21 protein-coding genes are annotated in these 22,688 nt (G+C 36.7%); 20 read left to right on the forward strand and 1 reads right to left on the reverse strand.

The window, feature by feature from the left end:
* Positions 1-335: 335 nt before the first annotated feature.
* The 9 genes from ABE099_RS05210 to ABE099_RS05250 all read left to right on the forward strand — a co-directional run bounded on the left by ABE099_RS05210 (position 336) and on the right by ABE099_RS05250 (position 11,028).
* On the forward strand, positions 336-1,439 hold the full coding sequence (locus tag ABE099_RS05210) for a glycoside hydrolase family 11 protein (protein ID WP_430028018.1): 1,104 nt from the start codon (positions 336-338) through the stop codon (positions 1,437-1,439).
* A 129-nt stretch (positions 1,440-1,568) separates the two neighbouring features.
* On the forward strand, positions 1,569-2,351 hold the full coding sequence (locus ABE099_RS05215; RefSeq protein ID WP_430028020.1) for a MerR family transcriptional regulator: 783 nt from the start codon (positions 1,569-1,571) through the stop codon (positions 2,349-2,351).
* 25 nt (positions 2,352-2,376) lie between these two features.
* The gene (locus ABE099_RS05220) at positions 2,377-3,747 is read left to right on the forward strand and encodes a serine hydrolase domain-containing protein (protein ID WP_430028022.1); all 1,371 of its coding nucleotides are present in this window, start codon (positions 2,377-2,379) and stop codon (positions 3,745-3,747) included.
* Positions 3,748-3,914: 167 nt separating this feature from the next.
* On the forward strand, positions 3,915-5,105 hold the full coding sequence (locus tag ABE099_RS05225; RefSeq protein WP_430028024.1) for a MalY/PatB family protein: 1,191 nt from the start codon (positions 3,915-3,917) through the stop codon (positions 5,103-5,105).
* A gap of 220 nt (positions 5,106-5,325) precedes the next feature.
* Complete coding sequence (locus tag ABE099_RS05230) at positions 5,326-8,034, forward strand: tetratricopeptide repeat protein (protein ID WP_430028027.1); 2,709 nt, start codon at positions 5,326-5,328, stop codon at positions 8,032-8,034.
* Between the two features lie 3 nt (positions 8,035-8,037).
* Positions 8,038-8,721: a DUF1266 domain-containing protein gene (locus tag ABE099_RS05235; protein WP_430028029.1), complete on the forward strand. Its 684-nt coding sequence runs from the start codon at positions 8,038-8,040 to the stop codon at positions 8,719-8,721.
* Between the two features lie 29 nt (positions 8,722-8,750).
* Entirely contained in the window at positions 8,751-9,605 is an 855-nt protein-coding gene (locus tag ABE099_RS05240) for a hypothetical protein (RefSeq protein ID WP_430028031.1), read from the forward strand.
* Between the two features lie 198 nt (positions 9,606-9,803).
* On the forward strand, positions 9,804-10,580 hold the full coding sequence (locus ABE099_RS05245) for a MerR family transcriptional regulator (RefSeq protein ID WP_430028033.1): 777 nt from the start codon (positions 9,804-9,806) through the stop codon (positions 10,578-10,580).
* A gap of 154 nt (positions 10,581-10,734) precedes the next feature.
* On the forward strand, positions 10,735-11,028 hold the full coding sequence (locus ABE099_RS05250; RefSeq protein ID WP_430030484.1) for a hypothetical protein: 294 nt from the start codon (positions 10,735-10,737) through the stop codon (positions 11,026-11,028).
* A 69-nt stretch (positions 11,029-11,097) separates the two neighbouring features.
* On the opposite strand, the gene ABE099_RS05255 is transcribed toward ABE099_RS05250, so the two are convergent.
* Positions 11,098-11,532, reverse strand: coding sequence for a hypothetical protein (locus ABE099_RS05255; RefSeq protein ID WP_430028035.1), 435 nt, complete (start codon positions 11,530-11,532; stop codon positions 11,098-11,100).
* 276 nt (positions 11,533-11,808) lie between these two features.
* On the opposite strand from ABE099_RS05255, the gene ABE099_RS05260 reads away from it, so the two are divergent.
* The 11 genes from ABE099_RS05260 to ABE099_RS05310 all read left to right on the forward strand — a co-directional run bounded on the left by ABE099_RS05260 (position 11,809) and on the right by ABE099_RS05310 (position 22,666).
* Positions 11,809-12,726, forward strand: coding sequence for an aminoglycoside phosphotransferase family protein (locus ABE099_RS05260; RefSeq protein ID WP_430028037.1), 918 nt, complete (start codon positions 11,809-11,811; stop codon positions 12,724-12,726).
* A gap of 104 nt (positions 12,727-12,830) precedes the next feature.
* Positions 12,831-13,418, forward strand: coding sequence for a histidine phosphatase family protein (locus ABE099_RS05265; protein ID WP_430028039.1), 588 nt, complete (start codon positions 12,831-12,833; stop codon positions 13,416-13,418).
* Complete coding sequence (locus ABE099_RS05270; RefSeq protein WP_430028041.1) at positions 13,411-13,917, forward strand: hypothetical protein; 507 nt, start codon at positions 13,411-13,413, stop codon at positions 13,915-13,917. Before ABE099_RS05265 ends, ABE099_RS05270 begins: the two co-directional genes overlap by 8 nt.
* A 39-nt stretch (positions 13,918-13,956) precedes the next feature.
* Positions 13,957-14,313, forward strand: coding sequence for a hypothetical protein (locus tag ABE099_RS05275; protein WP_430028043.1), 357 nt, complete (start codon positions 13,957-13,959; stop codon positions 14,311-14,313).
* 129 nt (positions 14,314-14,442) lie between these two features.
* On the forward strand, positions 14,443-15,483 hold the full coding sequence (locus tag ABE099_RS05280; RefSeq protein WP_430028045.1) for an ABC transporter substrate-binding protein: 1,041 nt from the start codon (positions 14,443-14,445) through the stop codon (positions 15,481-15,483).
* Position 15,484: 1 nt separating this feature from the next.
* Entirely contained in the window at positions 15,485-16,318 is an 834-nt protein-coding gene (locus ABE099_RS05285) for a ferric iron reductase (protein WP_430028047.1), read from the forward strand.
* 228 nt (positions 16,319-16,546) lie between these two features.
* A complete protein-coding gene (locus tag ABE099_RS05290; protein ID WP_430028049.1) occupies positions 16,547-18,385 on the forward strand; it encodes a helix-turn-helix domain-containing protein in 1,839 nt (612 codons plus the stop codon).
* A 191-nt stretch (positions 18,386-18,576) separates the two neighbouring features.
* Complete coding sequence (locus tag ABE099_RS05295; protein WP_430028052.1) at positions 18,577-19,536, forward strand: phosphotransferase enzyme family protein; 960 nt, start codon at positions 18,577-18,579, stop codon at positions 19,534-19,536.
* 158 nt (positions 19,537-19,694) lie between these two features.
* Complete coding sequence (locus ABE099_RS05300) at positions 19,695-19,952, forward strand: hypothetical protein (protein ID WP_430028054.1); 258 nt, start codon at positions 19,695-19,697, stop codon at positions 19,950-19,952.
* Positions 19,953-21,005: 1,053 nt separating this feature from the next.
* Positions 21,006-21,947 carry a phosphotransferase enzyme family protein gene (locus tag ABE099_RS05305; RefSeq protein ID WP_430028057.1) on the forward strand — a complete coding sequence of 314 codons (942 nt, stop codon included), beginning with the start codon at positions 21,006-21,008 and terminating at the stop codon, positions 21,945-21,947.
* A 101-nt stretch (positions 21,948-22,048) separates the two neighbouring features.
* Entirely contained in the window at positions 22,049-22,666 is a 618-nt protein-coding gene (locus ABE099_RS05310; protein WP_430028059.1) for an HAD family hydrolase, read from the forward strand.
* Positions 22,667-22,688: the final 22 nt, after the last annotated feature.

Below are 22,688 nucleotides of genomic sequence, written 5' to 3' on the forward strand. Positions count from 1 at the left end.
CAAGTTTAGTCCTCCCTAGTTTATTAGATTAGCTACTACTTAGCTAACTTACAAAGCCCAATAATGATAGTGCAATTCTCACAGCACAAAGTGCAAATATTGATAACGTAAATTGTAAGCGGTTTATTAATTGGATAATTAATTATTGTTCGCTTAGATACGTTACTAAAGGGATGAGAAGAAATTTGCTATGCATTATTGGAGAGGATGGATTGTAGTGTGATTCTATTAAGTGAGACTCTATTAACTACAATCAAATGCTAGTTTTGATTCTAACACTGTTCTGAACAACATTTTACATTGAGGAATTTAAATAATTATTAGGAGGAAATGAAATGAAGCTAAGAAGACTAAGGCTATTAATTATGGCATCACTTTGTTTTATGTTAGTTTTTGCTGAGGCATCTACGTATGCAGCAACACCTGAAACGATTTATGGTAATCAAATTGGGACTCATGATGGATATGATTTTGAATTTTGGAAAGACAGTGGTAATGGAAGTATGACCTTAAATGCGGGTGGTGCATTTAGTGCCCAGTGGAGCAACATCAACAACATTTTGTTCCGTAAAGGTAAAAAATTTGATGAAACTCGTACACACCAACAGCTTGGTAACATTTCCATTAACTATGCAGCAACATATAATCCTAATGGCAACTCTTATTTAACTGTATATGGTTGGGCAGTAGATCCATTAGTAGAATACTATATCGTAGATAGCTGGGGAAGCTGGCGCCCACCAGGTTCTGGCTCTAAAGGTTCAGTAACCATCGATGGTGGAGTATATGATATTTATGAAACAACACGTGTAAATCAGCCTTCCATTAAGGGAAATACTACTTTCCAACAGTATTGGAGTGTACGTAGAGATAAACGTACAAGTGGTACAATTTCCGTAAGTGAGCATTTCAAGGCGTGGGAAGCCCGCGGTATGAAGATGGGTAAAATGTATGAGGTTGCTTTAACAGTAGAAGGATACCAAAGTAGCGGATCAGCAAACGTATATCAAAACGTGCTGACTGTAGGTGGAGCAAGTAATCCAGGTAACCCTGGCAACCCAGGTAATCCAGGTGGCAATGTAGTTAGAGTTGAAGCTGAAAATATGACCAAAGGTGGCCAATACACTAGCAATATTACGTCACCATTTAATGGAGTTGCATTATATGCCAATAACGATTCAGTGAAATTCAACCACAACTTTACAAGTGGGACGAATAGTTTCTCTCTTCGTGGCGCATCCAATAACTCAAATATGGCGCGTGTTGATTTGAAGGTTGATGGCGTTTATAAAGGAACCTTCTATTATGGAGGCAGCTACCCTGCTGTATATACGTTGGATAACGTAAGCACAGGCACTGGCAATAAGGTTGTTGAGCTAGTTGTAACTGCGGACGATGGAACTTGGGATGCATTTGTTGATTATTTAGAAATTCATTAATACGAATTATGTGGTAGTAGATGGGGTGGTCTAAGAAATCATAACGATTTCTAGACCACCCCTTATTTTTTGCTATTGCCCCTCCAGTTACTGTAGGTATTATACTAGGATGAGAAAGGAGAGTGAGCTTTGAAACTGGAGTATACAATAGGTGCTTTTGCAAAAATGACGGGGATTCCAGTACGTACACTTCATTATTATGATGACATTGGTTTATTACAACCCAAAAGGCAAGCAAGTGGACATCGTGTTTATGGCACAGCGGATATGATGCGACTTCAGAAGATTTTAAGCTTAAAGTCAATGGGCTTTACGTTAGAAAGTATTAAAGAATTATTAAATCAACCTAAGTTTGATCTAACTTTTATAGAAACACTTAAAATGCAACAGCAAGCTTTGGAAGCGAATCGCTCACAGATTGAGAAGTCACTTGAAATGGTTTCACGTATGATTACAGTTGTACAGCAGGAAGAAAGTTTAGAACATGATCTATTGTTTAGCTTAATTCGCAATATGAGTGTAGAGGATCAGCAACGAAAATGGGTTGAAGAACATTTTTCTATGCGTGCAGCAGCATCGCTATTTGATCTACCTACAGAGCTAGCAACAAGACTGGACTTGGATACGGTTCGTTTTGCTAGAGATATAAAGGCTTTGCAGGGTCATCCAGTAGATTCACCAGAGGTGGAAAGAGTGATTGGAGAATATGTGAAATATGCATCTGATTTTTTTGACTCAGAAGCCATTGCTAATTTCCATCATATAAATGAAGAACAATTTGATCAGCTAGATCAACTAGTAGATATGCCATTTAGTGAGGAAGAATTGACATGGTTAGATGCAGCTTTGTTACATTTCACAAGTAAATACGGTCAAGTTGTAGATAATAAGTTGATTTGGAAGTATGGATAGAACCTTAAGACTCGGAGGTGCAGAAATGAGCAAAAGAAAACAACTCAACCTATTAATGGATCGGATTAAAGAGCAAGCAACGTTTAATGGAGGAATTTTAGTGGCAGAGCGCGGGGAGATTGTACTAAATGAAGTCATGGGGATTGCAGAATTTAGTCCTGAAAATAACCGGCCGCTAACGCTACAATCTATGTATGAAATTGCCTCGGTTTCTAAGCCGATTACAGCGCTTGGCATTATTAAACTACACCAAGCAGGAATGCTAGAGTGGGATGATCTAGTATCTAGATGGTTACCTGAGTTACCCTATTCTGGCATCACAGTTACTCATTTATTATGTCATACTTCGGGATTGCCCGATTATATAGAGTTATTTGCTAAGGAATGGGATCATACTAAAATTGCAACGAATGAAGATGTACTGCAAATGTTAATAAATCATCGTCCTGAGCCATTATTTGCACCTAATGAGGAATGGATGTACAGCAATACGGGCTACATTATATTAGCACTTCTGATAGACAGAATTAGTGGGTTGTCTTATGGAGAGTTTCTTGCACAGCATATTTTTTCCCCGCTTGGAATGACCCGTAGTGAGGTGTACAATCGGCGCGTCTCTAAGTCACCTGTCCCAGAAGATTTTGCTTTGGGATATGTTTACCGAGAGGATGTTGGTCATTATGTACTTCCAGATGAGGTTACAGAATTAAATTATGTATATTATTTGGATGGCCTACAGGGTGATGGGATGGTAAATAGTACGCATGAGGATTTGCTCAAATTGGATCGAGCGTTATATCAAGATGATTTTATTGATCCAAAGCTACGTGATCTTATGTTCGCTCCAGTTAAGCTTAATGGTGGTGAATCCTTTGATTATGGCTTTGGGTGGTTGATTGAAAACCACGAACGATTAGGCAAAATCGTATATCATAGTGGGGGTTGGCCAGGGTACTCTGCGATGTTTAAACGTTATGTCGATCAGGACTTTACACTCATTATGCTCCAAAATGGAGAACGAGAATATAGATATACGCATGAGCTTATACACAGTATAGAGCAAATTTTGATGGGACTTCCTTTTGAAGCACCTGCGCCGATAAAAGAGCGTATATTTATTCCGTTATTAGTAGAAAATTATAAATCTCAGCTTGGGACATATCAGTTTAATGATGAAGGAAAGACCTTGAATGCTATTATTTTTGTTGAACAAGAACAACTATATATAAAGCTCTCAAATGAAATGGTGTTAAGCCTGCTTCCGCTTAGCCCTACCCGTTATTTTGAGCCACAGACTGCAACAGAATTAGAATTTGGGGAGCTCCATTCTGGTCAAACGACTCAGTTGATCTGGTATGAGGGTGAAATACAAAGTATTGCTAAGCGCATAATTTAAACAGGTATACATTCAATTTTATTATTTATTTTCATGATCATACAGAAGAATGAATACGTATACGTAATATTTTTTATTACGAATACCACATTCTTCTGTTTTTCTATTTAGAGATTACATACTATAATGGTACAATATCTAGATAACAGACTTGGAGGGAATCGGAGATGTCATATGATTTTGATGTTGTCGTTGATCGATCGAGCAGTAATTCGCTCAAATGGGATATAGAAGGGTTAGGCAAAAGATTTAAATTAGAAAACGATAGTGATTACTTGCCACTCTGGGTGGCAGATATGGATTTTAAAGCCGCCCCCCATATTATTGAGGCGCTACAAACAAGCTTAGAGCATGGAATATTTGGTTATCCGATGTTAAAAAAGGATAGTCATGCTGCCCTCATTTGGTGGATGAAGCAACGACATCATTGGGATATTGCTCATGAATGGGTTTCTACAACACCAGGCATTGTACCTGCACTTAATTTTATTATCCGTGCTTTAACGGAAGTTGGCGATGGCGTTATTATTCAGGAGCCTGTATACGGTCCATTCCGCAAAACTGTTGAAGTAAATGAACGTAAAGTTATTAATAATCAGTTGAAGGTAACAGATGGCTATTATGAAATGGATTTTGAGGATTTAGAGGAAAAGGCGAAACACCCTTCTACAAAGCTGCTTATTTTGTGTAGTCCTCACAATCCTGTCGGTAGAGTATGGCATCCAGAAGAGCTAAGACAGCTCGGCGAAATTTGTCAGCGTCATGGTGTCATCGTAGTGTCTGATGAAATTCATCATGACCTTGTTATGCCTGGGTATAGCCATACCGTTTATGCTACATTAGGGGAATCTTTTGCCGCCTGTTCTGTAATCTGCACAGCACCAACGAAAACCTTTAATTTAGCAGGGATGCAGTGTTCTAGTCTGATTATTCCTAATGCTGAAATTAAAAAGAAAATAGATAAAGAGCTTGAAAAGTCCTCCATTGCCGAACCAAATTTATTTGGCATCATTGCGACCTCAGCTGCATATTCACCACAAGGGGCTGCATGGCTAGATGCGATGCTTGATTACATCAATGAGACCCTTACATTTATGGACGAGTTCATTAAGACTAACATGCCTATGGTCAAGCTTCACAAGCAAGAAGGAACTTATTTGTCATGGTTAGACTTCTCCGCTCTAGGGTTATCAAACGAAGAGCTAGACAAGAAGCTAAAAGAGGAAGCAAAGGTGCTTCTTAACCCGGGGGTATGGTTTGGTCAAGCGGGACAAGGCTACATGCGTATTAATTTAGCTTGTCCAAGATCCATTGTGCAAACTGCTTTGGAGCGTATTGCGAAGGTAATCAATAAATAGTTTAATACAAGTAAGCATTAACTGAATTAACTCAAAAACGACTACAGTTTTCATTCTATTGAAGCTGTAGTTTTTTTATACGTAATAACTTTAGTTCCATTCTAGGGAGCGTTATACATAAAAGGTTAAGCTAGTATTATAGACTTTTAAACTATATAATAATGGGATAAAATACCTACCATTTTAATACCACCTATTTTATACATAAAGGATGATACGAGTGAGCGCTTGGGAATTTCTTGAAATCAATCCAACGATGGATGTTAAAGTCATTAAGCGAGCTTATGCAAGGAAACTACGAGATGCTCACCCAGAGGATGAGATTGAGGCGTTTCAAAGCTTACAGGAGGCGTATAAAGCGGCGTTACAAGAAGCCAAATATTTGTCTTCGATTGCAGTAGAAGATGTAGTTAATCAGAATGATAATTTAGATGAAGCTAGTGGGGATGGGCATATTGTCCATTCTGTTCAATCTGAAAGTTATTTAGAACATGACCAAGTTGCGATTACTCTTGAAGAAGATGCACCTACTGAAAAATCAACAAGAGATGAAGAGACAGTGGAGCACGCTGAAAACGGAGAAAACGCTAAAAACGTCCAGCAGCTAGAGCATCCAGAGGACCCTGTGAACGTGGAAAATGAAGAAGACTCCACTTCAAAGGTGACATTTCCCGAATGGTTTATGCATCAAATCCATACTTTGTATCATGATTATAATGCTAGAATTAAGCTGGAAAATTGGCAATATATGCTGTCCTTTGAAGAGGTACGGGATTTTGAGTATTATTCCATCATTAGTAGATCGTTATGGGAATACTTAAAGCAATTTAATCAGCTACCACAGCCTGTACTTAGATTGCTAGAAGAACAATTTAATTGGTTAGAGCAAAAGGATTCTGTACATAGCAGTGATGCAGAAGATCATGATTTTTATGACTATTACTATTATTTAGTGACAAGACCATGGTCTTATGAGTTTCCAGAATTGCTAGAGTTACCTGAAGATATCAATCCAGATGCATTTATATTTTATCGAGAAAAAGCCAGACAAGCCTTATCCACAAACGACCTAGAGCAGGCGGAGCGTTATTTGAATGAAGCCCAAGCCTTGTATGGTGATGATTTTGATGTGCTTCGTTTATATGGGGAATATTTAGTACGAACAGATAGACAAAAGGAAGCTAATTTAATTTATGAGCGATTAATTAGAGAGTTCCCATATGAGGAATCTGTCATGTTACAGTACGGTAATTTTTTAGTTGCTGAGAAGCGAATTAAAGAAGCAATGCGGCTTTATCAGGATATATTGGCTAAGGACAGTAATTCCTTACAAGCTATGACAGGGATTGCATTATGTTATCAGCATTATGGTCAGCTACAAGAGGCGAAGGATATTTTAGAATTAATAAAGGAAGAAAATCCATCTGAAGTCATTGCGCAGATCATGTTGGCAGACTTAACTATGAAAATGATTAATGAAATTAGAGGGAAACTAGCATTTGCAACTGATTTGGTAAAGCTTAAGTATGAATTAGCACAGCTATACTTTGAGACAGATCAATTCGAGATTTGCAGTAATCTATTGGAACAAATAGTCGAACATGGAGGAGCTAATTCTACAATTTATTTGTTGTGGGGGCGAGCACAGCTCAGCTTAGAACAATATGAACGAAGCAAAGAATTACTTTATATCGCTAAACAGTTGGCAGAAGAAGAAGGAACGAATGGCTATGACATCAAGGTTGCACTTGGTGAAGTGTTATTGAACCTTAATCTATATGAGCAAGCTCAGTTGCAGTTAACTGTAGCGTTCGAAATGAATCCTTTGAACCCGCAGGTTAATTATCTACTAGGTAAATTATATTATGAACAGGAACAGTTTGAAACTGCCATATACTATAGTGCAAAAGCAATCGTACAGAATCCGGAGAATTGGCATTTTTATGTGTATCGTGGATTGTCTCTTTTTAGATTGCAACGTTGGGAGGAGACACTTGCGGATGTAAATTTCATGTTAAGTGAATTCAGATTTTATTCATACGCTTGGCTTATGAAAGGTCATTGCCATATGAACTTACAGCAATATGAGGAGTCGCTAGTTGCTTTTCAAAAATGTATTGATTATCTCCATGATAATTATACTTATTTTAATTTGGCTGTTGCTTATGTTAAATTAGACCATTATTCCGAAGCTTTGCTGGCTTTAGACGAATATATGAAGCATTACGACGATATTGAGGGATACATCTTAAAGGGGGATATTTACCGAGCAACAGGAGATTATGAAAAGGCATGGGAGACCTATTGTTTAGGTGTCAAACAGAAGCCAACATCTTATATTATTGTGCAAAGGGCAGTATACACATATATGAATCATATTTTTCCACGAAAAGAAGAACAGGTACTTGAATGGATGGAGAACATTTTAACAGAGTATCCTTGGGATCGCTGGATGACCGTAAATATGATTCGAATTTTGATTAATTCTAAGTCATGGCAGGATGCAACAATTCTTGCTAGTAACTTTTATTATGAATTAGAAGAAGACGATACTGCTAAGGAATGGGCTAGCCTCTACACTGGTGTAGCATATTATCATAGAGGGAATGCAGAGGAAGCTTACTTTTGGTTGCAATATGCACTAAGCAAAGATCGAGAACCTTTTTCCTTGATCTATAGCAGCATGGCGTGTCTACAATTGAAGAAAAATAAGGAAGCACTAATGTATGCTGAGGAAGCAATTCAACTAGTTACAGATAATGCTGACTATCAGCAAGTATATGAGGCGGCGAAGCAAGCGAATCAAGGCATGATGAAAAAGCTGTTATCTAGACCTGTAATCTCATTAAATGAACTATTTACCCTAGTTTTAATTGTACCAGAGGAACCAAGTGAAATTGATAAATTTTTTACAACCTTATGGAGGTAAGTTATGTTGAAATTTAGTAATCCGGGACCTTTTCAAGATGATCCTACTTACAAGGCATGGTTGTGGTGTTTTGCTATAGGAGTAGGAGACTATAACTATTATGGGCATCGTCACGAAAAAAATTATTTGATTCCTGAAACAGAGGAAGGTCGTTTTATACGAATGAATTCCTTGCGTAGGGATTTAAATATTCATACTAAAGAAGATATGATTAGTGCTTTAAATAGACAGGATTGGGATGATCCAAGCGAATTTGATGAAAGAGCTAATTTTTTATCTACATTATCTATGTTAGATCGTAAAAAATTTGTGCAATCCTATGTACAGGACCAGTATGAGTATGAAAAATGGAAATGTGTCCTAGATAACATGGATCGCATACCGAGAGGGGCAACATTAGCAAGAGAATATGCCTTCTTTTTACACTTATGCAGGGCGGCAGCTTATTTAAACTTCATTACAGAAGAAGAAGCTTTTCAGTATGCAGTTCGAGTGGGGAAAAAGATGCAGAATAAATTTTCGAGCTGGTTAGAGTTTGGTTTAGGGTATATCGTAGGCTTCCAATATAGACAAGGGTATTTTAGTGAAAATAAAACCAAAGAGACGTGGGACAATATAAAATATTTAATCCACCACCCAGATAGTCTCTGGAACAAGCTAGATTGGTATACACCACTGGATGTCTAGAATTTCTCAAGTAAGTAGGAGTGTGAAATATGAGTGGGGTTTTGGAGCAGATTCCTAAGTTAGCAGGTGTTCCAGGAATTATACTTTCAATTCTTTTTATTCTTTTTAAAATTAATCCGATAACATTAGTCACCGCTAATCCAGTAGAGATTAAATTGTTGACAAAGGAAAAAAGATTTTGGATAAGGTTGGTTAAGTACATTGGAGAGGTAAGTTTCATACTTTTATTATTGTTAGTATTTACAACCACTGTATTTAATGATAAGTCGATGTATAAACCCATAATAGCAATTGTTTGGGCAATTATTTTAGCGGTTTGGCTATGTTATATCATGGTCATACAAGAAACCACTAACAAAAGGTTGATGGATCTTATTGGTAATTGGAATAAAGTATTGAGTGTGCCCATATTTTTTATATTGTTATGGCTAACAACTGGACTTTATCTTTTTCCTTCTTATTTAGTGGGAACTCAAATATTCTCAGTTTTAAATACTGTTCAAAAAGTTTCAACTAAAGAGGTATTATTTGTTTTGGGAGTTATATCATCAATGTATGTTTTTATGATCATTTTTTTAATAATACCAGTTACCAGAAAATTGTATCGTTTTTTTGACTTTGATAAGGTTTTTCCTAATTTTAAAAATAAATATGTATATATAGAGCTTGAAGAGAACGGAGTTATGAAAAGATGGTACTTGAACTATCCTATTGACAATAAATATTATTATTTAATAGATACACCTTATTTCACATTTACAACCCAAAGCAGATTTATTGAAATTGAAGAATTGTATAATAAGGTTTTGAAGATACATGTAGAGAACAATGAGGGGAATAGTCAGAGCAATCAGGATAGTAGTATAGATAGCTATATTATTTAATTAAGCCACCCTTTGCTTATCTAGTGAAGGGTATATTTTTTATCTTTTCCTATCATTATAATTTTTAGATATCAGATAAAGTACCTTCAATAGTAGAAAAAATCTTTTAAAATTCAAACTTGCGCCTCACGTTACGTTAGCAGATAAAATAAAAACGTAAGTAACTAGCTTAATTTTTCAAAGGAGGAACGCAAAAAAATGAACAGAGACACTCTTCTTACCATTGCACAAATTGCGGAGCAAGCAGGTGTCACCTATCGGACATTACATTATTATGAAGAGCAAGGCTTGTTAAGCCCGATTAGACATGGTGAGGGCGAGCATCGCATGTATGATTTTGACCAAGTAGAACGATTGCAGAAAATCGTGGGTTTGAAATTTTTAGGTTTTTCAATTAAAGAAATTCGTAAGATTTTAGAGACAGATTTATCTGATCAGCAGTGGGCGGACATGCTTGTGGAATTAGAGAAGCAGGTGGTTGCTCAAAAAGAGGGATTAGAGCTTGCACTACAAGCGATTCATCGCATTCAAAGCCTATCCGATTTAGCAGGACCAGAACAGCTTACAACCTTATTAACCTTTGTACATGGTATACAGTCTAGTCATCGTCAGCAAGCTTGGCTGGAGGAGGTCAGGGGCAAGGAAGCTGTAGCTACAATATTTAAAGAATATGAACCTGTTACTGCTCAGGCTATGGATACTTTATATTTAGAGTTTGTTGAAAAAATTAAACAAAAATGCGGTGAGCCTGTAGAGACACCTGAGGTGCAGGAGCTTATTATGCAATATATGAATGCCCAAATGGAGCTTGTGGGACAGGAAGCGATAGAAGCTTTAGGAGATGTAAATGAGTTGGACATTACACAGCTTGAGGAAATGACAGCAGGAACATCGCCGTTTACGTTAGATGAAGAGCAATGGCTTCAGAAAGTGATTGAATATGTCATGAATAAGCAGATGGGAACTGAAACTTGATTTGAGAAATTTATAAATATTTAAATATATGGATATTTTTGTGTGTTAATACGCATCCTACCTATTGGATTAACCCAATAATCAATTAGGAGGAACACAAGTGAACCCACAATTTACAAGTCAAATCAAGCAATGCGAGCAAATTGTGAACCAAATGATGACTCAGACCCAACAAGCTTCGCAAACGTACCAACAGCTTTTACAGCAAGAGCAACAAAATGCAACAAGATTAGAAGAGCTTGCTCAAAGAGAACAAAGAGCAGTACAAGTCATTCAAACTGCATTGCAAGGGCATGACACTGCTATGAAGCAAATGCAACAAATTTTGCAAACGTGTAGACAATTAGAGCAATCTATCTCTAGCGTGAATGCACAATCTATTGCAGGAATCCAAGATTCTGCATCATACATGCAACAACAAAACAATCCACAAGGCTTTAGAAACTAAGCAAGTAAATGTAGGTTATTTATTTGTCATTGAGAAGTGATGTGAGAGGCTGGACATAACCCAGCCTCTTTATTTCAGTTCAGACAATTTTTCACCAGTGATAATTTCAAATAGTTCTGCTGACTTATTGTTCTCTAATTGAGCGTATTTACCTTCAGCGTCTATTACAAGATCTACCTTATCTTTATTTGGACTTATCCAAAGTTCATATAACACTGTTTTTGCTTCAATATTTGGATTTTTAAATCGAAAATAAAATCTGTAATCAGCAGGGCGTTCCATGTCCATTTTTGCATTTTCCCAATGAATATCATTAATTATTTCTATTACCTGTTGAACTTGCTTACTATCACTAATTTCTTTAAAATCTTTATATTTATTTTCTTCAACAATATGCTTTTTAACAATAATATTTTGTTCTTCGTTTCCTATTGGATTTGAACAACCTGTTATAAGAATTGAAAGTATTCCAAAAGAAGCAATTATTAGTTTTAAATACTTCAAGATAATCCCTCCTCTTAATATAGACGTTTATCATTGGGATAATTTTTGAATTCCCCCTCCTTAATTATAGCAAATACTTCAAAATCAATGATTTTTCAGAAAACAGTCTTTCAAAAGATGTTTATGACACTCCGTAAATCAATCCCAATATAGTATGATGAAGTAAGGAAAAAACGAGATGAGAATACGAGATGAAAATACTAGCCCCAACTGTACATCAAGCTATAGGTACAGTTGCAAATTGAGTTCTAAAATGAATGGGAGGCACCACATTTTATGAAGCAATTTTATGGTATGACTGAGCTTGAAGTCAGAGATATTGTTAAGCGGTTTGGACAAGCCCATTTTGACAAAGTAATAAGTACTCTTGAGGAATACGAGGCGAAGTGGAGCCTAACAAACATCCAAATAAAATCAAATTTAACTGCAAACTTAATTTTTACCTGTCATTCAGATCAATTTGGCGATGCGGTGTTAAAGATTGGCTATCCAGCTAGCCCAGAGATTGTGACAGAGGTGAATGCTTTAAAAGAATATAATGGGGGTAAGTTCTGTAGAGTGTATGAATCAGATATTAAAGCAGGTATTTTTCTGGAACAATATATTGCGCCAGGAATTACTCTACGAGCTGAGTCATCGCTAGATGCTAGATTAGCTGTTTTTTGTGGGTTATATCAGGACTTACATATTTGCTCCAAAATAGAAGGGGTATATCCAACCTACAAGCAATGGGTATATCGAATTACCGAATATATGCGCAATCGTCAGGACTGTACTGATCTTTATCTTAAAATGAAAAAAGCAAAGGCAGTATTTGATAATGTCTCGTTAAACTACAACGGAGAGTATTTACTGCACGGTGATTTACACCACGATAATATATTGCTAAACCAAGATGGCGCTTATGCAATTATTGATCCTAAAGGGGTGATCGGTGATCCTGTATTTGACATTCCACGCTTCATTTTAAATGAGTTTGGTAATGAAGTGACTCCTGCCTTACAGTCCAAAGTAAGTTATATTATTACGATCTTAGCGGAGCAACTACATATTCCAAGTCATGTTTTAAAGCTATGTCTATATGTAGAAATTACGATGGCAGTGTGTTGGTGTGCAGAGAGTGGCTCAGACTCATCGGAGCTAGCGAAGTTAATGGAAAAGATTGAACTTACAGAGCTGATTATGGAGTCTTGAGAGCAGAACCGATCAACCAGACTGTGGAGTCTTAACAGATGTAGGAAATTATGAGGGGAACAAATGAAGAAGGCAATTGATGTAAGGAAAGGGGATAAAATGTGATGATCATTGGACTTGTTCGACATGGAATTACGGATTGGAATTTAGAAGGGAAAGTGCAAGGACATAGTGATATCCCTTTAAATGAGGAGGGGCGCAAGCAGGCGCAGTTATTATCGCAAAGAATGAAGGGGGAATCATGGGACTATATTTATTGTAGCGATTTAGGAAGGGCTTCAGAAACAGCTCAATTGATAGGAGAAATAAAAGGCATTGATGTCATCATGGATAAGCGATTAAGAGAAGTACATTGTGGACTTATTGAAGGAACAACTGAAGCAGAACGTGTGAAAAAGTGGGGGTATGGCTGGGCAAAATTAGATTTAGGCATGGAATCTCAACAAGATGTTATGGCAAGAGGGGTAGCCTTTATCAATGATATTGCAGAGAGACATCCCCATCAGAGAATACTTGTAGTGAGTCATTTTGGATTACTCGGATATACGCTAAAAAAGCTTATCCCTCACGAGGATATTGAAGAGCATTTGGATAATACATCGGTAACCATTCTAAAAAAAGGGGAGCATAGATGGGAATGTGAGCTGTTTAATTGCACAAAACATTTAGATGGGGGATTAAACGATGAATAACGTAATACGCATTTTTAATGAAAGCATCGTCCAAAGTAATCTGAATTTTTCAACTAAGCCGCTTTTAGTGGGTGGAATGGCGATGGAGTATTATGGACTGCGTAAGTCAGGCGAGGACATTGATTTAATCATTACAGATTATGATTACAAAAGTTTAGCACAGCAGTTCCCCGAGAAAACCAAAGATCTGTATGGTGATTTAGGTTTGGTTATAGATAAATTTGAAATATGGCGAAGCATAGCCCATCTCGATTATGATTTCTTTATAAAGGATGCCATTGAAGAGGAAAATATGTTGGTAATCTCGATTGATCGCCTTTTATGGAGCCGAGTATGTGCTATGGATGTTGAAAAATATCGGAATGATCTTTTACTAATTAAAGATTATTATTTTCAAAAATATACGAATCAGAAATACCATCAAGAAGCATTGGTACATGAAAAATCTTATGCAAGGATGAATGGAGCTGTTTTTGGTGGTAGATATGAGGATGAATAAGAGAATGAAAAAGAGGATGCAAACGAGGGTTGAAAGCCAATGAGGAAAATTGTAGTTGGTGGGGCAACCTATTTGTGGAGTTATTCCACCGTTAGAGATATTTACTGTAGATCCAAGCTGACGGTTATTACTGAAAATAAGGATATACGATTTATAGCTCAATTTGTTACCAAGGATACTCCGATTTCGGGGAGCCCTTTAAATGAAGGCTTAAGGATGATGAAAGACGATAAGCTATCTTTGATTAATTTTAACCAACCTAAGTATGTGGCAGAGGTTTTACAGTATATCCTTGCTCTGAATTTAGATACGACAGTGAAAAAAGTGTATGAGTTAGATGGCAACAATTTGTTAGTTGATATGGGTTATCGGGATTTGGATGGTTTTTTAGTTTAATAGAGATGTCGCATTAATCCTGTTCAAATGTCGCAAAAGTACATGGAAATGAAGTGTGTAGATACATTATACTCACTTTATGAATTCGATAATGAAAATCATTATCATCTACAAAGGGGAGTAATCAGAATGCAAAAAATGATAAAGAAGCAGGGGACCGAAGGTAAGGGTTACACTGCTCACAAATCACGTTTATTAATGGTATGGATGTTGGCATTAGTACTTGTCCTAACCGCTTGCGGAGCTGGAGCGGGAACTAACAAGGAAGCGCAACAGCCTGAAGCAGATCCAAGCAAATCAAATTCAACAACTCAGGCGGATTCAGCTTTTCCAGTTACCATCAAACATATGAAGGGTGAATATACATTAACTGAGAAGCCGAAAGTAATCGCTGTTCTTGATGTGAAATTTGTCGATCAATTAGTCGCACTTGGTGAGCAGCCAGCAGGTAGTGTAGTGTCAGGAACAAAGGATGAAACTTTCCCTGAATACTTGAAGGACAAGCTAGTGGATGTAAAGGTACTAGGTACTCGTGATGAGCCTAATCTTGAGGCAATTGTGGCGTTAAATCCTGATCTTATTATTATGACGGATTTTCAAGAGAAGATCTACGACAGTGTAAGTAAAATTGCAGATACAATTGTACTTGATTTTTATGAGGATTGGCGCGATACAGCAGTTACAATGGGTAAAATCACAGGTAAAACAACTGAAGCAGAAGCTTTGGTTAAAAATTATGAGGACAAAATTGTGGGGTTACGTTCCAAATTGTCTGCTGAGCTAGGAGATGACACGGTTTCTTTAATTCGTCCAAGAAAAGAAGGCATTCGTGTACATGGTCCTGATCATCGGACAGGCGGTATTCTCTATAAGGATTTAGGCTTAAAAGCGCCTAAATTTGTAACCGATATTAAAGAAGATACTTCTGTTGAAGTTACAATGGAAAAGGTTCCGGATATTGGAGCGGATCGTTATTTCCTACTTTCAGATGCTATGTTTGCTACAGAAACAGAACAACTGACAAGTAGCCCAATTTGGCAATCCATCGACGCAGTTAAAAATAATCGTGTATACAACGTAGATACGCAACTCTGGATTGCTTATTACGGTCCAATTGCGGTCAACATGATCGTAGATCAAGCTGCTGAAGCGTTACTAGGATCGAATTAAAATGGATCATTATCTATCTACTGTTTTGTGGGAGGAATTAGTAGAAGACTATGACATTTTGTATGGTAAGCCACCTGAGGATAGTGTCTGTACAGTTGCTCTAAGTCAATTACATGATGAAGCAACCTGCCGAGAGTATGTAAGCTGGCTTAAAGATTATATTGGTGCACCTGATTTACAGGTTGCTGCTTCGATGCTGATAAAACGATTAGGTTATCTCTGGACAGCACCATTTGTCACTGCAATGACTTTTCATAACGTCAAGCTCTCTTTGGATTTAAATCACAGTTTCCTGTATCATTCAACCTCGATTGTAAATAATGGAGGAACACGTTTTCCTTTTCTAGCTATGGGTGGGCTACAGGCAGAATCTATTGCTAATATTAGTGCTACTGCTAATGTTAGTGCTACTGAAACTGATAGTGCCCCTAGTGCCACAGGTATTGCTAGTCCCAGTCCTTTAATGGAGAGGGACATATGGCGGAAAGAAGTTATCGAAGAGATGTTTGCGGTGCAGGTTGCACCTATGCTACAGACACTTGCTAAAATTGGTCCCGTCTCCAAGGCCGTGCTCTGGGAAAATATTATGGTACGCATAGCTCCGCTTTATTCGGGAAGGGTAGAGGTGCCTGTTCAGGATAAGGAACGAGTGCAAGCAGATTTTGCTTATTTGACACAAATAGCGGATGGGGCATCTTTTGGAGAAAGACGTAATCCATTTACGCGATTTACAGAAAATAAAGAGGATGTTGCAGTAGCAAAAAGCGAACGTATTACTTGTTGCTATTACTACCGGATGTCAGGGGAGTATTGCGTAAAGTGCCCGAAGAAGTGAAATATCAACTAAAGCATCAAGACAAGTTAAGGATTCGAATGTAATTAAACATATCTGGATTGACAATGAGAATAACTCTCAATTAAAATGACAACAGATACAATTTTACCTTTGCTAGAGGCGATTAGGTCAATAAAACAGCATTGAATATGAACGTTGTTCATGACATTCATGATGTTAGCTGACCTTAGCTATAGTAAAGGATGCTATTGTCAGGAGATGAGAGACATGCCACCGCAGGAACAGGAAAGTTTTTGGAGTAATTTAGCGATTAAAACACTTGATGTATATAGCAGTACTTTGCGTTCTGACGGTGTTTGGCGTGAAACTGAATTAACTGAAAATGTGTTACTGCTTGCTAGTGGCGGTGAAGGAGAGCTTGTGATTAATGGTGAGGTTAACCATGTCCAAGCTTCTTTTGCTTGTCATCTGGCTAAAGGGACGTCCTTTACTTTGACTACTAGAGCAGAAAACATTCATTATATTATGATTTTTTATAAGGTATTTTCAATGGTGGAAGATAGCTGGATGTTGAATTTGCAGCAGCGTAACAATCAGCTGAGTAAATCTTACCTTCAGCACCCTGTTCTTAGAACGGAGCTTTATCAATCAGCAGAGACTATAGTTTCCAAATGGAGCCAAGGTGACGGTCTTGAACGTTTCCATATTAACGCGATGCTACAAGGCTTGCTGTATGAGCTTGTCCTCGAGCAAGAACGTAGTCAGGGAAGTCCAGTACCAGACATGGTGGATATTGTGGCTACTTATATCGCAGGGCATTATCGTAAAGAGATGGAGCTGAAGGAGCTAGCCACTCTTGCTGGATGTAGTGTTAGACAGTTACAGCGACGGTTTAAACAACAAAAACAGCTTGCCCCGATGGAATATGTCATTCAGTTAAGGATGGAAAGTGCAGCGAGATTACTTTTATATACGGATGCCCCCATTGGTGAAGTGGCTGAAAAAGCAGGCTACCGTGATACGTATTATTTTAGCAGGGCATTTAAAAAATATTATGGTGTACCTCCGCAGGTGTATAGAAATAATTCAGGGTATGGCTTGCTACAAAACCAGTACCAAGAGTACCAAAACAATAATCATAGCCATAACTATAGCCATAACCAAAGTCACTTTGCTTCTTCGTATATTTCGGCACAAGGAACCGTTATTCGCCATATGCGAGGGGAATATTGTGTGAGCACTACTCCGCTAAAAATTGCGGTTATGGATGTTCAATATGCTGACCATTTGCTTGCTCTTGGAGTGACCCCTGCTGGCAGTGTGGGGTTAGGAACAGTAGGATTGGGAAATGTGGGGTTAAAGGGTTTAGCAACTGAAAGAGGAGTAGATACGGTTGTAGGGATGGAAAAATCAGAAGAAGTTCTGAAATTCCCTCAATATATTCGGGAAAGACTTAATGATACGGAATATCTTGGCACCTATGAAGCGCCAGATTTGCAGGCTGTGGCAAGACTGAAACCGGATTTGATCATATGTACAGAAATGCATGATGCTCATTATGAGGCTCTAAGCCAAATGGCGCCCACGCTGATGTTTAAGCGCAATGAGAGCTGGCAGACAATTTTGAGTTTGTTTGGTGAATTAATTGGCAAGCAAGCAGAAGCTGAGCATATCATTACGGCTTATCATCGCAAAACAGCATTGCTGTCCGAAGAGCTTGCAGAGGTGATGACAGGAAAAAGTGTCGCGTTAATTCGTCCGCGTGAATCCTTGGTGCGTGTACATACAGCCTCTCATCGAACAGGCGCTGTGTTATACCGTGATCTTGGTTTGCCTGCACCTCTCTTTGTGGCAGATACGTCGGATACTGCTTATCATATTCCGGTGGATCGATTATCTACTGTCCATGCCAATCACTACTTTGTGCTAAGTAACGAGATGATGCTGAATGGAGTATCGACAACAGAGCAAAGTGTCCTTGGAATGCTGGATACAGCTAATCAACAACATATTTATCAGGTAGATGCTGCGACATGGATTGGCAGTTATGGCCCAACAGGCATTAATAGCATTGTAGATCAGGTGGCCAGGGTGTTGCTGGCTTGAGTTCGGAAGGGCTTCCTATTTCTTAAATGAAATGAGGAAGAGCCTTCCTTTTTTTATTTCAAATAAGAAAAGGTTAGCATTCATTCTTTATTCATGCGTTATTCTTTTGCTACTTCAGCCTTTTGCTTATAAAATTGTTGTTCGTATATGGAACATTTTAGGTTATTATATGTACAAGAAGGGGGGACTTTATGATTAACGAAGCAGACATACTTAGTGAATTAAACAACAACCATTTAACTAAATTTGATAACATCGTATTCACCCGTGATGGGGGTAGTTTATCCTATATTGTATATTCAAATGAGCAACGTTTTTTTCTGAAAATAATACGACCTGAGTTTTTGGATACCGCATTGCAGTCTGTAGATATTCAATTGTATTTGTATCATAATGAGATTCCAGTACCCCAAATCATTTTTACTAAAGACGATAAACCGTATATTAGTGTGGAGTATGACAATGGAAAACACCTTTACATTTTATATGAATATATTGAAGGTCATGAACCAGATATAAATAAGGATGCAGAAAAGATTGGTTGCTTAATAGGGAAATTTCATTGTACGATGCAGAATTACACTGGTAATTTGATAACTCGCGACAAATCCTACTTTATTGATAGATATATAGAGATACTAAGGAGAAAAAAGTACCCTAATGAAAAGCTGAAAATGTATATAGAGTACGGGGATTTTTTGTGGGAGAAAGTAAAGGATCTTCCCTATGGTTATTGTCATGGTGATCTGAATCGTGGAAACCTGCATAAAACGCCTGAAGGGGATTTGTATCTTTTAGATTTTGATACGTCATGTAGAGCTTTTCCCATGTATGACATCATGATGGTGTGTAATTGTACAGACTATTTTAATTATGACGAAAAAGGATTCAAAGAAACTAGAGAGATTTTCGATAGATTTTTAACTGGTTATTTACAGCATCAGACGCTTTCTAAAAACGACTGGTTTGCATTTAATGATTTAGTTCCTATTTTGCATTATCAGCTTCAAGCTACCATCATTGAGATTTATGGACTTGATTGTGTAGATGAAAAGTTTATAGATAATCAGCTTAACTGGTTACTAGAGTGGAAAAAACAAAGTCAAGTGGAATTAAGTATACCTGAGAGTGTAGAGGAGCAGCTTAAATAACTATGGACTCAACACCAGAAGAGACGAGAACGGAATGTTAAGAATAATATATTGTTTCCAGTAACTAGATAATAAGTAAAAACAGTGAGAACGTTTTACTAAAACTATGATAAAATTAAGAAAGAAGATTTAGGAAGAATTTAAAGGGGGTAGAATAAATGAAATGGCAAGAAGTAAGAGAACTGTTCCCTGATCAATTTGTTCTGGTTTCCATTCTTAATTATCATGAGGAAGATAACAAAAAAATAATAGATGAAGTTGCACCAATTCGTAGGATATCAGCAGAAAATGCTAATAAAGAGTTTTTTCAGGCGAAACCAGGGAATGTAGTGTACCATACATCAAATCAAGACTTTGTAATTCATCTTCGCCAAGATCCCTTAATGAGAGTGAGACGTAAAAGTAATGAAAATTAACTATGACGGACAGTTAATAACAACTTCTGCTCGGATTAGATATATTAAAAGAACAGAATTATATTATTGACTTAAAAACATTACAACTCCGTATATGAACAATCTGTGCAATGGAGCATTAGCCCTCAGTTAATTAGATGAATATTGCATTTATAAATATTTAAAAAACACAAGACCCAACCTAAGATACTAAGATAAGGCTATCTGAGGATGGGTCTTGTCTTAGATAGTTCTGATCAATCCATGCCAGATAAAACTACATGTTAAAGACAAAGATTTTGGACTCATTACTATTGGAGATATTGAATGAACTTTGTATACTTACTAAGTCTTTAATTTAAGCGGAATTATAAATAGAAATGAGAGATAACATGAAACAAATGATGTCATTTATGCGAAACGATAAAGTGAGCTTATTACCACTAGGGATATCTATTTTATTTTTGTTGTATTTTATTTTGTTCTTGGTTCCTTATGCGGAAGCCCATGGTTTTCTTCATGAAAATCTTATTCCAGATGATAAAGAGAAGTTTATATACAGTCTACTAAGTATTCCAATTATGCTAATATATTTGATATATATTATACTCCCTAAAAGAAAGGTAATCTTTCTCAAAAGTATTTTATATCCATTAATCATAATAAATGTATATTTCGGATTTTTCTTGTGCTTGATTTGTGCAGGTGGGGCAGCGCTGTGGTTAATGGTATTTACAATACTTATTCCTATAGTATTAGTTCCTCTTTTCTTCATTTTTGGATTGATATCAGATGTTCGGTATTATAGGAGAAATAAAGTTAATAAAGTTAAACAACAATAGCCTAAGACAGTCTGGATATCATAGGAATGATTGTTATTTTTAGAATACATATGAACTTAGGAAGGAACTCAGTCAACAAACGTTTCAGCCAAAGAAAGCATTAAAACAATATGGATCTGAATATCTCAATATAGTAAAGATAATTAAGAAGTTAAACATCTCTAAATTTGCTGAGGTTGTTATGGGGGCATCGTAGTTGAAATTATATGGAACGAATAAAGGAGGAGACTCAGTGGAAATTGAAATGTCTGAGATTAATCAAATTCTTACTTTATTAGGTTACCACAAAGCAAATATTCATTTACTGGGCGGATATTATAATAATGTTTATGAAATTTCCTCAGAAGTACCAATCATTGTTAAAGTTTATAATAGAGAGTTCGATAATGAGGAGACTATTTTGTCTGAAATCAAATGGACTCAATTTCTTAATGAAAATAAAGTGAATGCAACGATTCCTATAGCAGTAAATAAAAAATCTTATATTAATCACTTGACGGATACTTTATTTTTTGTTGCCTATCAAAAAGTTGTGGGAATTCACATTGATCCTAGCAGTGAAGAATGGAACGAGAGGTTATTTAAGCAATGGGGAAAAGGGATGGGGAAAATGCATTCCTTATCGAAGATATACAAAGGTAAGCAGAAACGGCCAGAATGGGATGAACATAAGATTTTTCAGATGAATATGAACTCTATTGATTATAGAATTAAAGAACGATGGGAGAACTACATTAAAAATATTGAATCAATGAGCCATTCCGAAGAAGTGTATGGGATTATACATGGTGATCTGACTAATCATAATTTTCTGTGTAATAAAGGTGAGATTACGTTTATCGATTTTGGAGACAGTGAATTTAATTGGTTTGCATATGATATTGCTGTTGCTATCTACCATGCATCGCAAACAGTTAAAGATCGAGGTAAGCGTGATCATTTTGCGTCTGAATTTTTCAAATCATTTATGGACGGATATTCAATGGAGAATTCTGTAACCCAAATACTACAACATGTAGATTTCTTTATTAACTATCGGCATCTATATTCATTTATTTATCATAGCCAGTTTTTGCAAAAAAACCAACTAAGTGAACCGCAGATTAGGTACTTAGAAAAGATGGGGCAAAGCATAATTAAACAAAATACTTACTTAGGGATTTCGTTGGTATAACAGGAAAATATAGCAGCGTTACTTTAGAAGCACTAAATTTAAAAGAAATTGGTGTTATTATAATCATTAAGAAAGATTAACTCAAGGCTGGAGGATTTAATATGGATAGCATTATATTTGATTTAGATGGAACGCTATGGGATTCGAGAGATGTAGTAGTAAATGCGTGGAATGATGTACTTAAAAAATATAAAGAAATCAATAAAATATTAACAAAGGAAGATTTCAAAGGCGTAATGGGTCTTCAAATTAAAGAAATTGGAATGAAATTTTTCCCTCATTTAGAAGAGGATATGCAGCAAAAAATATTAAAAGAGTGTTGTGAAGTTGAAAGTCAATATCTTACCAATCAAGGTGGAATGTTGTACGAAAAGTTAGAAGAGACACTTGAAATTTTATCAAAAAATTACAAGCTAATAATCGTAAGTAATTGTCAATCGGGATATATGGAATCGTTTTATGAATATCACAAATTACAGAAGTATTTTGTAGACTTTGAGAATCCAGGAAGAACAGGGCTCTCAAAGGGAGAAAACATTAAACTAGTCATAGCAAGAAATCACTTAACTAACCCTGTTTATGTGGGAGATACTGAGGGAGATCAGAAGGCTGCAAAGTTTGCTGGAGTACCCTTCGTATTTGCCAGTTATGGATTTGGAGAAGTTAGTCATTTTGATTATGAAATTAATAGTTTTAGTGGACTGTTAGAGTTGTTTTAATAACGTGGTTCTATTTATCTCA

The sequence above is a fragment of the Paenibacillus turicensis genome (assembly GCF_050461185.1).
GTDB lineage: Bacteria > Bacillota > Bacilli > Paenibacillales > Paenibacillaceae > Fontibacillus > Fontibacillus turicensis_A.